The 12,307-nt window shown below is 54.6% G+C and carries 15 protein-coding genes and 1 pseudogene; 9 read left to right on the top strand and 7 right to left on the bottom strand.

Annotated elements, in window-relative coordinates; translation table 11 throughout:
- From QZL66_RS07795 to QZL66_RS07780, 4 genes and pseudogenes are all read left to right on the top strand, one after another.
- Nucleotides 1-387: pseudogene (locus QZL66_RS07795) on the top strand (virion core protein); the annotation flags it as partial.
- Nucleotides 388-411: 24 nt separating this feature from the next.
- The gene (locus QZL66_RS07790; RefSeq protein WP_022411168.1) at nt 412-1,497 is read left to right on the top strand and encodes a TFIIB-type zinc ribbon-containing protein; all 1,086 of its coding nucleotides are present in this window, start codon (nt 412-414) and stop codon (nt 1,495-1,497) included.
- Nucleotides 1,494-2,513, top strand: coding sequence for a hypothetical protein (locus QZL66_RS07785; protein ID WP_022411167.1), 1,020 nt, complete (start codon nt 1,494-1,496; stop codon nt 2,511-2,513). Before QZL66_RS07790 ends, QZL66_RS07785 begins: the two co-directional genes overlap by 4 nt.
- Nucleotides 2,488-2,883 carry a GNAT family N-acetyltransferase gene (locus QZL66_RS07780; protein ID WP_022411166.1) on the top strand — a complete coding sequence of 132 codons (396 nt, stop codon included), beginning with the start codon at nt 2,488-2,490 and terminating at the stop codon, nt 2,881-2,883. The genes QZL66_RS07785 and QZL66_RS07780 overlap by 26 nt, the downstream gene beginning before the upstream one ends.
- An 87-nt stretch (nt 2,884-2,970) precedes the next feature.
- On the opposite strand, the gene QZL66_RS07775 is transcribed toward QZL66_RS07780, so the two are convergent.
- The gene (locus QZL66_RS07775; protein ID WP_293601990.1) at nt 2,971-3,255 is read right to left on the bottom strand and encodes a hypothetical protein; all 285 of its coding nucleotides are present in this window, start codon (nt 3,253-3,255) and stop codon (nt 2,971-2,973) included.
- Nucleotides 3,256-3,672: 417 nt separating this feature from the next.
- Nucleotides 3,673-6,888, bottom strand: coding sequence for a YfhO family protein (locus tag QZL66_RS07770; RefSeq protein ID WP_022411165.1), 3,216 nt, complete (start codon nt 6,886-6,888; stop codon nt 3,673-3,675).
- Between the two features lie 349 nt (nt 6,889-7,237).
- On the opposite strand from QZL66_RS07770, the gene QZL66_RS07765 reads away from it, so the two are divergent.
- Nucleotides 7,238-7,456, top strand: a complete 219-nt coding sequence (locus QZL66_RS07765; protein WP_022411164.1) for a hypothetical protein — start codon at nt 7,238-7,240, stop codon at nt 7,454-7,456.
- Here QZL66_RS07765 and QZL66_RS07760 read toward each other — a convergent pair.
- Complete coding sequence (locus QZL66_RS07760; RefSeq protein ID WP_022411163.1) at nt 7,441-8,070, bottom strand: hypothetical protein; 630 nt, start codon at nt 8,068-8,070, stop codon at nt 7,441-7,443. The two genes, QZL66_RS07765 and QZL66_RS07760, sit on opposite strands and share 16 nt — an antisense overlap.
- Before the next feature lie 143 nt (nt 8,071-8,213).
- Here QZL66_RS07760 and QZL66_RS07755 point away from each other — a divergent pair, with 143 nt between their 5' ends.
- Entirely contained in the window at nt 8,214-8,933 is a 720-nt protein-coding gene (locus QZL66_RS07755; RefSeq protein ID WP_022411162.1) for an RsmE family RNA methyltransferase, read from the top strand.
- 303 nt (nt 8,934-9,236) lie between these two features.
- Nucleotides 9,237-9,632 carry a hypothetical protein gene (locus QZL66_RS07750; RefSeq protein WP_022411161.1) on the top strand — a complete coding sequence of 132 codons (396 nt, stop codon included), beginning with the start codon at nt 9,237-9,239 and terminating at the stop codon, nt 9,630-9,632.
- Between the two features lie 127 nt (nt 9,633-9,759).
- Here QZL66_RS07750 and QZL66_RS07745 read toward each other — a convergent pair whose 3' ends face one another.
- The 4 genes from QZL66_RS07745 to QZL66_RS07730 form a co-directional block, all read right to left on the bottom strand.
- A complete protein-coding gene (locus QZL66_RS07745) occupies nt 9,760-10,257 on the bottom strand; it encodes a S1 RNA-binding domain-containing protein (protein WP_022411160.1) in 498 nt (165 codons plus the stop codon).
- Nucleotides 10,258-10,346: 89 nt separating this feature from the next.
- Nucleotides 10,347-10,661: an FtsB family cell division protein gene (locus QZL66_RS07740; protein WP_022411159.1), complete on the bottom strand. Its 315-nt coding sequence runs from the start codon at nt 10,659-10,661 to the stop codon at nt 10,347-10,349.
- A gap of 9 nt (nt 10,662-10,670) precedes the next feature.
- The gene (gene yabQ / locus QZL66_RS07735) at nt 10,671-11,180 is read right to left on the bottom strand and encodes a spore cortex biosynthesis protein YabQ (protein ID WP_022411158.1); all 510 of its coding nucleotides are present in this window, start codon (nt 11,178-11,180) and stop codon (nt 10,671-10,673) included.
- Entirely contained in the window at nt 11,180-11,467 is a 288-nt protein-coding gene (locus QZL66_RS07730; protein ID WP_022411157.1) for a YabP/YqfC family sporulation protein, read from the bottom strand. Before QZL66_RS07730 ends, yabQ begins: the two co-directional genes overlap by 1 nt.
- 241 nt (nt 11,468-11,708) lie before the next feature.
- Here QZL66_RS07730 and secG point away from each other — a divergent pair, with 241 nt between their 5' ends.
- Both secG and QZL66_RS07720 read left to right on the top strand, forming a co-directional pair.
- Nucleotides 11,709-11,966, top strand: coding sequence for a preprotein translocase subunit SecG (gene secG / locus QZL66_RS07725; RefSeq protein WP_022411156.1), 258 nt, complete (start codon nt 11,709-11,711; stop codon nt 11,964-11,966).
- Nucleotides 11,967-12,127: 161 nt separating this feature from the next.
- Nucleotides 12,128-12,307 (top strand): hypothetical protein (locus QZL66_RS07720; protein WP_293601987.1); only part of this gene is annotated, 180 nt, incomplete at its 3' end.

The raw sequence follows: 12,307 nt of genomic DNA, 5'->3' as shown, positions 1-12,307 counted from the left end.
GGTCAGGCATTTATGGCAATGGGCATGGGCATGCAGGGAGCCGGCGGATTTATGTCCAGCGCCTCTGCCACCAATGCCCAGCAAATGCAGATGCAGCAGCAGGCTGCACAACAGGCTCAACAGGCTGCACAGCAGGCTGCTGCTGCGCCGGCAAACGGCTGGACCTGTTCCTGCGGCGCAACCAACACGGGGAAGTTCTGCACCAACTGCGGTTCTCCCAAACCGGCTCCGGCAGAAAGCTGGACTTGTTCCTGCGGCGCAACCAACACAGGGAAGTTCTGCACCAACTGCGGCTCTCCCAAGCCCGCTTCGGCGCAGTGGACCTGCTCCTGCGGTGCGGTTAACACGGGCAAGTTCTGCACCAACTGCGGAAAGGGCCGCGCATAATCCGAAACGAAAGGAACTGTATCCATGAATACTGTACAATATAAGTGCCCCAACTGCGGTGCAGAACTGACCTTCGATCCGGAACACCAGAATTTTTCCTGCCCGTACTGCGACAGCCATTATACCGAGGCGGAGATGGAGCAGATGTACGCCCAGATGGAGCATCAGGCGAATGCCGATGCTGATCCGGACGCTGCCACACTGAAAAACGAGGCGGACGAGGCTGCTTTCGAAGAGGGCACACGGCTTTACACCTGCCAGAACTGCGGGGCGCAGATCATCGCTGAGACGGAAACCTCCGCCACATTCTGCTACTACTGCCACGCTCCGGTGGTGCTTGCCGGACGGCTGCAGGGCGAATACTGTCCGGCGTGGGTTCTGCCCTTTTCCATCACCAAGGATCAGGCACTGGCATGCTTCCATAAGTGGTGTAAAAAGCGCTGGTTCCTGCCCAAGGGCTTCACCTCGGAAAAGCAGCTGGAGAAGATGAGCGGTATCTACGTGCCATTTTGGCTGACCAACTGCATCGCCGATACCAGTATGAGCGGCATCGGAAAAAAGGTTCGCTCGTGGAGAGACGACGACTATCAGGTGACAGAAACGCAGGAATATCTGGTAGAGCGTGCTGCCGACATCCCGTATAAAGGCGTTCCGGCAGACGGCTCCAAGAAAATCGACGACGCTCTGATGGACGCCATCGAGCCGTTCCCTTACGACAAGATGAAAACCTTCAGCATGCAGTATCTGAGCGGATTTATGGCGCAGAAATACGATGATTCCTATGACGATGTTTTCCCGCGGGTGAAACAGCGTGTGGAGGACAAGAGCATTGCCTTGCTGCGGGAGAGCGTGTCCGGCTACTCCTCCTTTTCTGTGCAGCAGCGGGATATCCAGCTGCGCCAGATGCAGCACGACTATGTGCTGCTGCCCGTGTGGTTTCTCAATTACCAGTACAAGGGAAAAGACTACAGCTTTGCCATAAACGGACAGACCGGCAAGCAATCCGGCACACCGCCTCTCAGCTGGGCGAAAGCGCTGCTGTTCAGCAGTGCGCTGGGCGTGGTGGTGCTGATTATTTTCCTGCTGTTTGGAGGGGGGATTTTCCGATGAAGACAACACTCCTGCGCAGTGCAGCAACACTGCTCACCATTGGTCTGTGCGCCGGTGCGATGGCACTGCCCACGGCTGCGACAACCTCTGTTGCACAAGAGGACAATGTCTATCTCTGCGACGAGGGCTATCTGCTGACTGACTCGGAATTTTCCGCAGTCCTCTCAGAGCTTCAGGACACCGCCGACCAGACCGGCATGAACATCGGCGTTTGGATCGGCACAACAGAGGTCGGCGACGGCAGCGATGCGGACACCGTTGCGTTCTGCGATGACCAGTACGATGAACTGTACGGCATCAACACCGACGGTGTATTCCTCTATCTGGATATGTCCGGTGCCTCTCATCTGTACGACTACATTTCTACCAGCGGAAAGGGACAGTTCTACTACACCAACTCCAGTTCCTCCGACCGTGTTTCGGAGATTTTCTCCTGCATGAACCCCTATCTGGTGCGTGGCAGCGAGGATATCCCCGGCGCACTCCACCAGTTCTGCTACAATCTGGAATACTACGCCGAGAAGGGTGCGCCCAGCGACACCTACTATACCTACAACGAGGACAGCGGCAAGTACCTCATCATGCAGAACGGCGTGGTGAAAGAGGTATCCGAGCTGCCCGAGGAATACACAGCGAAACTAAGCTGGGGCATGATTATTCTCATTGCCATTGCCGGCGCACTCATTGCGTTCGGACTTTCGCTGCTCATCATCCGCTCCAGCTACCAGTTCAAGACCGCCGGCAACATGCGGAACTATCTGGAAGCCGGCAAGATTCGCCATAAGCGGAACACCGATCAGTTTCTCCGCACCTACCGCACCCGCACCAAGATCGAAAGCAGCAGCGGCGGCGGTGGTGGGGTGGTGGAGGCGGCGGCGGAAGCAGCCACACCAGTTCCAGCGGAGGAAGCCACGGAGGAGGCGGAAACAGCCGATGAACAATCTGCAAGTTCGACGCTTCGAGCCGGCAGACGAGGCGGCATTCTGCGAAATGGCAGAGGAATTCTACCACTCTGAGGCAGTGCTCCACCCCATTCCGCCGGAGCGCCACCACTGGGCATTTCAGGAGATTCTGCGCTCCGATCAGTATCTGGGCGGCTACATCTTTCTGGACAGCGGCAAGCCCGCCGGTTTTGTCGTCACCAACCGCACCATGCAGCATGAGGCAGGCGGTGTGCTGGTATGGCTGGAGGAGATCTACTTCCGTCCGGCGTATCAGGGCAGGGGCTACGGCACGCAGGCAATCGAAGCCCTGTCAGAAGATCTCAAGGGCAAAGCGGCTGCCATCCGGCTGGAAGTAACACAGGAGAATCCCCGTGCCCGTGCGCTCTATGAGCGGATGGGATTCCAGCCCGTGAACTATCTGCAAATGCAAAAAACACTTTGATTCTATTCTTTCCACAAGCAACAAGAATCCCCCGCATCCGGAACATCACCGGATGCGGGGGATTCTCTTTCTCTGGTTCTCTGGGTTTTAAAAATTCAGTGCATTACCTTGGCAATGCTCCCTCCTTTTTGTGACTGATTTTTCTGTTGTCCAACCAACGGGGCCGGCTCTTACGTCCGGCATTGGAGCAAGGTTTTTCGCTGCCTGCCAGCGTCCTGTATCTTTCGCAACAGGATCGGTCGCACACAAGGTGCCACCGTGGATTGATACCGTGTCAGCCCACGTTTTTTCGCCGCAGCGTTCCAAAAGCCGGTGCATTACCGCAGCAATACTACCGCCTTTTGATGACTGATTTTTCTGTTGTCCGCCCAACCATACCGGCCCTCATGTCCGGCAGCGCAGCGAGGAATTTCGTCGCCTTCGCCGACGCCCTGTATCTTTCGCAACAGAGTTGGCAGGTCCAGAGACATCCTGCCATCGGATTGAATCGTGTCAGCCCACGTTTTTTCACCACAGCCTGTGTATCGGTTGTGACGTTCCAAAAGGCGGTGCATTACCGCAGCAATGCTCCCGCCTTTTGACGACTGATTTTTCTGTTGTCCGCCCAACTACGCCGGCCCTTATGTCCGGCAGGGGAGCGAGGAATTTCGTCGCCTTCGCCGACGCTCTGTATCTTTCGCAACAGAGTTGGCAAGTCCAGAGAGAGCCTGCCATCGGATTGAATCGTGTCAGCCCACGTGCTCTTATCGTACACCATTTCGGCGTACCTGTCAAGCTTTTCTTGCGGTGTTAATCTGCCGAATCCTCGGTGCCGCCGTCATCGCTGTCTTTTTTCTCAGACGGCTTCGGCGGATCCCCGGCGTTCTCTGCCGGCTTCTTCTTCAGGATCGCAGCCTTCTTTTCCTCGAACTCTGCGTCGTCCAGAACGCCCTGCTTATGCAGTGCCTCCAGCTTCTCCAGAAGTGCCTCCGGACTGCTCTCCTTGGCAGCCTTTGCGGACTTCATCTTGGCACGCTTTGCAGCCTCCTGACGCTCCCGCTCCTGCTGCTGTGCCAGCTCTGCCAGCATCACTGCATAGCGCTTGCGGTCGCCGAACCAGAATACCACCAGCAGGACAATTCCGCCTGCCAGCAATGCAATACCGATCCACCACCCCGGCGGGGTATACGTCATGGTAACGGTGTGGGTGCCGGCAGGAAGCCGCAGACCGACCATGGCATCAACCACGACGATCTGTCCGCTGTCGCCGCTCTGGTTTTTCAGACTGATGCTGCCGTCGTCATTCTTGACTTCTTCCACCAGATTGTCCACACGCTTGCCGTCTACCTTGATGCTCCAGCCCGGCTCATACGGGATGCTGGTCATCATCAGCTGACCGTCCTCTGCGGTGATCTCGCCGGTGATCTTCCGTGCGCTGTAGTCGGTGATATTCCACTGGTTCTGCTTCAGGGTATCGATGTCCTGCTGGAACAGATCCGGATGGAAGGTGTAGAAGAGGAAGTTCTTGACGATGGTGTAATCGTTGGCAACGGTCATACGAACGGTGATCTTTGTGCCCGGCTCGTATTCGCCAAGACGCAGGATGGTGTAGTTATCGCCCTCGAAGTACTCGCCCAGACCGGTGAAGCGGGACTGTGCGTTTGCCTGCTGGTCTGCAGCTCTCCAGTTGAATGTGCCGTCCGGATTCTCTGCGCTCCAGGTGCTCTCGCAGTCGTTCCACTCGGATTCTGTCCAGGAGGCAGTCCACAGGTTCACCTTGTGCTGGAACTCCGTCTTGAAGTACAGGTAGATCGGCTCGTCAGACTCTGCCACCAGATGGAAGTCCACCGTTGGGTCGCCGCTGCCGTTGTCCTCAAACTTAGTCTGTTCGCCGTACGGGCTTGTGGTGACCGCATCGCTGACCACCATATCTTCTGCCAGCTGGAGTGGCGTATAGTACTCGTGCCACGACTCGAACTGTCCGTTTTCATCAAAGACGGTGTTGCCGCTCATGGTGCTCAGGAAGATGTTCTGGCTGTTGAACGGGTTGTCGTTGCCCAGATGGTCGATCTTGGTGACATCGCTGTTGACCATATAGCCCATGGAGAGCGCATTGGGGTTCTCGTAGGCGGTGATGGTCTTGTCCACGTCGTTTTCGTTAGTGTAGTCGTACTGCAATACCGGCTCATAGGTCGGGTTCAGCAGACGGTTGGAATCGCCGCGATCCAGCACGTACTTGATGCCAAGCAGCGAGTCGGCGAGAGGCGTATTGCCGTCATAACGGGTATAATAGCTGTGCATGCAATAGCCCATGGTTTCAATGAAGTTGATGACACGGGTATTCATGACGGAACTGGAGTGGGAGATACCTTTCAGTCCAAATGCCGCATTGTCGTTGACGCAGCGGAAGAATGTCTTTTCCGCACGGTACAGACCGGGATCGTATTCCTCCAGCGCATCGGTTGCCGCACGGCCGTTCCACACGTAGTTCTGGTAGGACGCACGGGTGGAGTATGCCACTTCGTCGTCAATGTCCTTCATGGAGTCCACGGCATTATAGGTCGCCTCACTGCCCACAACAAAGAGCATGATCGCAGACAGGGCGATGTTGAATGTCTTTTTGCCGGGCAGGAGCGCATTGCCGGTGAGGAAGTACAGCAGGATCAGGTAGATGCCGATCAGACCGCCGGCAATCCAAACGGCGCCGGATGCCATCTGATCGTACTTCTTGAATCCCACGTACAGCACGACAGCAAGGGCAATTGCCAGAGAGATCAGCAGGTGCTTCTTCTTGACGCCCTCCATCTTGCCCCATGTGGTTGCCGCCATGGTCAGGAACGTAAAGGACAGCAGGAAAGAGTAGCGGAACGGCAGCCAGTTCGGCACCTGTCCGCCGTGCCACATCATGTCCACCGGAACGCACATCATGCAGAAAACCATGATGACAACCAGTGCGGTGTAGCCGATCTTCTTCTTGGTGCTGATCTTGGTGTTCATGTAGAACAGCGGCAGCAGGACAATTGTCAGCAGACCGCAGTAGATCTCCGGCTTGCCCTGTACGTTGACAGAGTCGTACTGTGCCGGCAGCAGCTGCGGCAGCAGATCCAGCAGACCGAATTCCGACTGGAAGCGGAAGCTGTAGTCCGGATCGGTAAATTCGAACTTACCGAGCTTCAGCGCATAGTATACCGGTAGGAGCATGAACGCCGCACATGCCAGTGCCACAACAGAGGAGTAGATGGCACGGACGATGGTGGCTGCATAGTCGTAGGGCTTCCGCTTCCTGTCCGAGCCAAAGAAGAGGTAGAACAGGAAGTAGAGGGCAACATAGATGCAGATCATGTAGCCGATGTAGAAGTTTGCCACACACATGATGGCAAGGGGGATGATGTAGTTCAGGCGTCTGCCGTCGTCCACCATATACTCAATGCCAAGCATGATCAGCGGCAGCATTACCAGTCCGTCCAGCCACATGGGGTCGATCAGCTGAATTACCGCATATGCCATCATGGCATACATGGTGGAGAACAGCAGAGACTGGAGCGGCTTGACATTACGCCGCTTTTGCAGGAAATAACTAAATGTCACACCCGCCGCACCCAGCTTGCACAGCTGCATAATGAGCAGACTGCTCAGCATGAACTTCTCCGGCAGGAGCAGGACGATCAGGGTAAACGGACTCGCCAGATAATACCCGATGATTCCTATAAACTCTCCGGAGAGATTGCGGGACCAGTTGTAGAAAATACTTCCGTCGCCCCAAAACGCATCACGCAGGGCCTCGAAGTAGTAGACGTACTGTCCGTTCAGGTCCAGACAGAGCACCGACTCCTCCCCGAACGGATACAATCCGAAGATCGCATACGCCAGATAGGTCAGCGCTGCCGGAATGAGAAATGCCGCAAAGTAAACCCGATTGCGGGCAATCCATTTTCCCAGACCAGACAGGACGCCGCCGGCTGTGATGTGCTTGGCGCCCTTCGGGCTTTTTGACACAACAGCGGCTTGGGTCTTGTTGTTAGACATGGAATTCCTCCTTAAAAATAAAATGCGTTCCGCACCGCAGATGCATTCTGCCGGCTTGCGGAAAAGGTTACGCTGCGCTCCCACTTCGCACAGAGCAACAGACGAAGATATTATACCACAGTTTCCGATTTGTTGCAAGTGCTTTATTGCAAAACGGACAGAAATTCTTGCAAAACGGAAAAAATTCTGCACGTTTTTTCACCCATTGGCGGCTGCGCCGTCCGCAGAACCGAATTCTCCTCTCCCACACCGCACCTTGACAAAATTTCCGGAACATACTATAATGAAACTATTCCAATCGACTTGACAAACTATTTTGACCGTAACCAAAGACAGAAGGGAGAAACCCATGGGAAAAGAGGAATGGAAGATCGTGCTGCTGGTGGGCATCACCGTGATCTATCTCATTGTAATGGTCGTGCTGTTTCACCGTTTTCGCACCGCAATGCTGAAACTCGGCGAGGAACAGCGCCGGATTCAGGCGGAGAAAAAGCGTCAGCGCCAGCTTCTCACCGGAGAAACCGATGACAAGGACGCCGATTCCGCCGATTCTCACGGGCAGACGTAAAGCGTGCCGTCCAGATTGACCAGATAGACCGTCATGTCCTGACTATCCACGCTCTTATCACCGCTGGTCATGGCGATCTTGGTCGTCAGCGCCTTGCAATCCCTGACGTGGGTCGTCCAGTAGTCCTCCCCCTGTAGGGTGTTGAACATATCCTTGAGATAGTCCACGCCGGAAGTGGGAGAATCCTCATCCTTACAGTCCGTGATCTGAAGATAGGAGAACGTGAAGTCACCGCCGGCTGCCGTCTGGAACGCATCGTGCACCTTGGTCAGATAGGCATCGCTCTGAAGTAGACCGCCGTACATGTTTTCAATAATATAGTCCAGATAGAAATCCACGATGCAGGAGGTGAATTCCGTCACATCCTGCTTCTGAATGGAGTCGTAGTAGCTGAACAGCAGATCCAGTTCGTCCTGCTCCAGAAACCGCTTGTCGTACTCAATGGTGAAATCGTGGGAGGTGTCCTCCCGCAGCGTTGCGCCGTAGGCGAGGTTCTCCATGGGGATATCAGTTCCCTCGTTGGTCTGGTTGTCCGCACAGCCGGCAAAGCTCAGCAAAAGCGCCCCTGCCAGAACCGCAGCTGTTCCACGGCGCAGGGTTGAAGTATAGTTCATAATGATACATCCTTTCTGCATTTCGATCTGCCCGATGACAAAAAATCGGAACAAATTCTCATCGTTACTACTGTATCATATTTTTCTCAGAATGTCAAACCAAAGCGTGCAAAAAAGGCACTTGATCCACAGGAGGTCGCATTATGCCACGATTTTTTTTAGAAGAACTTGACGAATCGGATATCTGCATCACAGGGCCGGATGCCCGCCACATCGGACTGTCCCTGCGGATGCGTGTAGGCGATCCGCTGACGGTCTGTGCCTACGGCAAGGACTACCAGTGCCGGATCCGCTCCATCACGCCGGAGGAAGTGCATCTGGAAATGCTGTCCTCGGCGCTCTGTGCCGCAGAGCCGTCGGTCGCCCTGACGCTCTATCAGGCGCTTCCCAAGGCAGACAAGCTGGAACAGATCATCCAGAAATCCGTGGAACTGGGAGCCGTCCGCATTGTTCCCGTCCTTACCCGCCGCTGCATCTCCCGCCCCAAGCCGGCGGAGTTTGCCAAGAAACTGCCCCGTCTGCAAAAAATCGCCGCCTCCGCCGCCAAGCAGGCAGGGCGCGGCATGATTCCGGAGATTGCAGCGCTTTACACGTTCCAGCAGATGTGCCGTGAAATGCAGGAGGCAGACCGTGCCATTTTAATGTATGAGAACGGCGGCATCCGGTTTTCACAGGTGCCCTTCGAGAACTGCCATACCATCGCCATGGCAGTGGGCAGCGAGGGAGGCTTCGATCCGGAGGAGGCGGAACAGCTCCAGAACGCCGGCGCCGTTTCTGTCTGGCTGGGAGAGCGCATTCTCCGCTGCGAAACTGCCCCCCTCGCTGCCATCACCCTTGCCATGCACTGCACCGGAAATTTGTGAGTCTTTTCAAAAGCAGTTCAAAAAAGTGGACAGAATCATCAATATTGTTGCGAAAAAGGACTTGTATTTTTTCCGGAAACATGGTATACTAATAACAGAACCGGAACATCGTCCGGTTCACATAAAAGATCAAGCTCTGGAGAATGGAATAACCGGAGGCGCAGGCAGAGGACAACAGGCGCTTCACTCATACATTTCCACACTCGCCGATTTTTTATGGTTCACAAAACAAATGTCGTTCTGCCGTTTTCCAGGCCACGGCAGAACGAAACAGAAACGGTCTTGGAGAAAAGAGGTATCGTTATGAAAGCAACTACAATTGCCGCAATGGTTTTGGCTGCCGCTGCTGCATCCGCAGCTACCATCGTTGCACTGAAAAAGGCACACGAGAAGAAACAGAACGCAAGACTGGAACCCATGGAAGGCGGAGATGTCACCATCTGTACGGGGAATCCTATCCCGACTGAGGACGACGACAGCGACTGCTGCTGCGAAAAGACTGATACCGACGCTCCGAAGCCGGAGGAATCCGACAAGGAAGAGAGCGCACCGGAAGCCGGCGGATGCGAGGGCGGATTCTGCTCGTTCGCAGGCGCTGTAGATGCCGATGATGACGACGATGACGCAGACCAGCCGGCACATATTACAGCAGATGCAGAGGACGAGAAAAAGGACGACAGCGATTCTGACAGCAAATAAGCGCTGCGTTTTCTGACTGTCACGCAAGAACACAAAGAGGTACACTCCTGCAAGGGAGGTACCTCTTTTTTGGCTTTGGCATCAAAAAAGCGGACTGCATTTCTGCCGTCCGCCGATTCTTTCAGAATCACTTCCGTCTGGAACGATTCTTTCGCTCTGTATTGCGCTTGATGTCGCACATCTTCTCCTCGCTGTTCTGCTTGAAGTGGGAGAGCATATCCTCAAAAGTCATCTCCGACGGTGCCTGCCGCTTCTTCGGCTCCCAGACGCTGGGCTTTCCGCCACGGCGCTGTCCGCCCTCCGGACGGGGACCGCCGCTGCGGGGACCATGTCCCCGATGATCGCCACGCTGCTGGGGACGGTCGCCGCCAGCCGGCGCTTCTTCCGCCTGCTTCATGGAAAGGCTGATCTTTCCCTGCGGGTTGATGCCGATGACCTTGACCTTCACCTGCTGTCCCTCTGTCACAAAATCCCGAATCTCGCTGACATAGCTTCTGGAGATCTCAGAGATATGAACCATGCCCATGATCCGTTCCCCATCGGGGTTATGGATATCCACAAATGTCCCATAGTTTGTAATATTCTTTACTGTGCCCTCATAGATTTTCCCAATTTCGACCTGCATGTAACTCCATATCCCTTTCTGATGACAGGCAGCACCGCTGCCATGCCTGCCGTGATGTGCTTCCGTGTTCTGCCCCGTCAAAGTCTGTGTCAATTTCTGGAAGTGTCATAAAAGCGAGCTTCATCCGGATAGGCGTAATTATATTCCTCCCGTGCCAGACGTTCCATGTAGCTGTCGATGTCGTCGCTCGCCAGAATCCGTTCCAGATCCTCGTTGTCCGCCGTGAGCTTGTCGATCTGCTTTTCCAACTGCGCCAGCTCCGTCTTTTTCTCCGCAATGCTGGACTGTGTGGAGATCACACTGACGGTACAGCCGATGATGGCAGCAGCGATCGCCGTCCGGCGGAGAATCCGGAAAATCAGTCTGGATTTTTTCTCCGCCTTCTGCTTCTTTTTCTTTGCCATTGTCAATTTTCACCTCTTGACGGTTTTCCTTTTGTTATTATACAATACTTTTCGGATGACAATCAAGGGCAAATGCCAAAAAAAATGAACTTTTCCAGAAACTTTGGCGAAATGGCCAAATTTCTCTTTCAAAACACCGTAAATCCGCACAACACCGTGGAAAAGGGGCGTTGTGAGCCAGCGGAGCACCCTGCCGGACACCCCGAAGATCCGGTGCAGCACACGCACTGTTACTGTGCCGATGGTACAGCGGTACAGCAGGAATCCCAGCGTGCTCCCCAAGGCGTAATAGGCACGCATTTCCCCCCGGGCAAAGATGCCGGCAAAGCAGAGCAGCGCACCGCCCCAGACCAGCAGAAACGCCGTATCCTCCAGCGCCACCGCCAGCTTTCCATGGGGCAGAAGCATCCGCAGGACACGCAGCACATCGAAGCAAAGCCCCAGCGGAATCCCCAGAAATACGGCGCAGAACAGCAGCCTTGTCTGCTCCGGCACCGTGAAAAACGTCTCCAGCTCCATCAGCGGAACAGCTTTCCCAGCAGCGACAGCGGGCCTCGGCGGTCTTTGTCGCCGTATTGCAGTAGCCAGATGTCCCCCGTAATGGTCATGTCGCCGCTCTCCACGCTCACGTCGTTGATGTGCAGATTCCGCCCCTTGACAGTCAGTTCGCCCAGACTGGTGAACAGATTGATGATGCGCTCGTCAAAGCAGTCCACATCGGTGACACCGGTCAGCGTCAGCTTTCCGCGGTCTTCCAAAATCAGGTTGTGATGTCCGGCAGGTGCCGGCGGCTGTTGTGTTTTCATCGTCAAGCGATCTCCTTTCCTTTGCGCAGCGCCTGCCCGCAGACGCCGAAGCGGTTCGTTCTCTGTATCATATGCCATGATTTCATGAAAAATCACCAGTTTCAAAAGGGGTTCTTTGTCTATTTTTTTGCGGAAAAGTCCTTGCATTTTTGGTGCGGATGTGATATAATAAAAGAAATATTGAAAAGTTACAGGCAGCGTCTGTCTGTCGGGTAAAAAATTGAAACAGGAGGAAATTCCCATGGGAGTACTGGAAATCATTCTGGGTTCCGCTGTTCTGCTGGCAAGTGCCATCATCACAGTCATCTGTCTGATGCAGGAGCAGAAGCCGCAGAATGCAACCGCCGCACTGACCGGTGCAAGCAACGATTCGTTCTACGACAAGAACCGTGGCCGTACCAAGGAAGCACGTCTGAGAAAAGTGACATTCTGGTTTTCGATCGTGTTCTTTGTACTGATTCTGTTCATGGATATCGTAATGCCGCTGCTGACAAAATAAGCAATCGAAATTCTATCCTGTGTTTTTGGTGTTATCCTTCGATGCAAGAGCGACACTGATGCACAGGATGTTTTTTTGCCTATGCCAAGAAAAATTTGAGAAAATGAGAAAGAAAATGAGAAAAGAGATGCCGCAATGGGCGGCGGGAAGGATTTGTATTTATGGCAAATACACAGTTCGGAGGCGCTGAGAGCGTCGAAAGCTACCGCAAGAAGATCATGACATGTCTCAAGAAAAACGGGCGCACTCCCCTGAGCGACCGTGATCTTGCGACAAAATGCCGCACCAACCGGGGCGGCGCTGCCAATTTCCGGCAGGCCATCAACGAGCTGCGCCACGAA

This window comes from Ruminococcus sp. CAG:330, assembly GCF_000437175.1.
In the GTDB taxonomy this organism is placed as follows: domain Bacteria; phylum Bacillota; class Clostridia; order Oscillospirales; family Ruminococcaceae; genus Ruminococcus_C.
This window is presented reverse-complemented; position numbering and strand designations above follow the sequence as displayed.

Coding starts and splice junctions, on each gene's coding strand:
- QZL66_RS07755 (WP_022411162.1), top strand. CDS start 8,214: ATGCCACGATTTTTTTTAGAAGAACTTGACGAATCGGATATCTGCATC.
- secG (WP_022411156.1), top strand. CDS start 11,709: ATGGGAGTACTGGAAATCATTCTGGGTTCCGCTGTTCTGCTGGCAAGT.
- QZL66_RS07760 (WP_022411163.1), bottom strand. CDS start 8,070: ATGAACTATACTTCAACCCTGCGCCGTGGAACAGCTGCGGTTCTGGCA.
- yabQ (WP_022411158.1), bottom strand. CDS start 11,180: ATGGAGCTGGAGACGTTTTTCACGGTGCCGGAGCAGACAAGGCTGCTG.
- QZL66_RS07765 (WP_022411164.1), top strand. CDS start 7,238: ATGGGAAAAGAGGAATGGAAGATCGTGCTGCTGGTGGGCATCACCGTG.
- QZL66_RS07745 (WP_022411160.1), bottom strand. CDS start 10,257: ATGCAGGTCGAAATTGGGAAAATCTATGAGGGCACAGTAAAGAATATT.
- QZL66_RS07790 (WP_022411168.1), top strand. CDS start 412: ATGAATACTGTACAATATAAGTGCCCCAACTGCGGTGCAGAACTGACC.
- QZL66_RS07740 (WP_022411159.1), bottom strand. CDS start 10,661: ATGGCAAAGAAAAAGAAGCAGAAGGCGGAGAAAAAATCCAGACTGATT.
- QZL66_RS07780 (WP_022411166.1), top strand. CDS start 2,488: ATGGCAGAGGAATTCTACCACTCTGAGGCAGTGCTCCACCCCATTCCG.
- QZL66_RS07785 (WP_022411167.1), top strand. CDS start 1,494: ATGAAGACAACACTCCTGCGCAGTGCAGCAACACTGCTCACCATTGGT.
- QZL66_RS07750 (WP_022411161.1), top strand. CDS start 9,237: ATGAAAGCAACTACAATTGCCGCAATGGTTTTGGCTGCCGCTGCTGCA.
- QZL66_RS07730 (WP_022411157.1), bottom strand. CDS start 11,467: ATGAAAACACAACAGCCGCCGGCACCTGCCGGACATCACAACCTGATT.
- QZL66_RS07770 (WP_022411165.1), bottom strand. CDS start 6,888: ATGTCTAACAACAAGACCCAAGCCGCTGTTGTGTCAAAAAGCCCGAAG.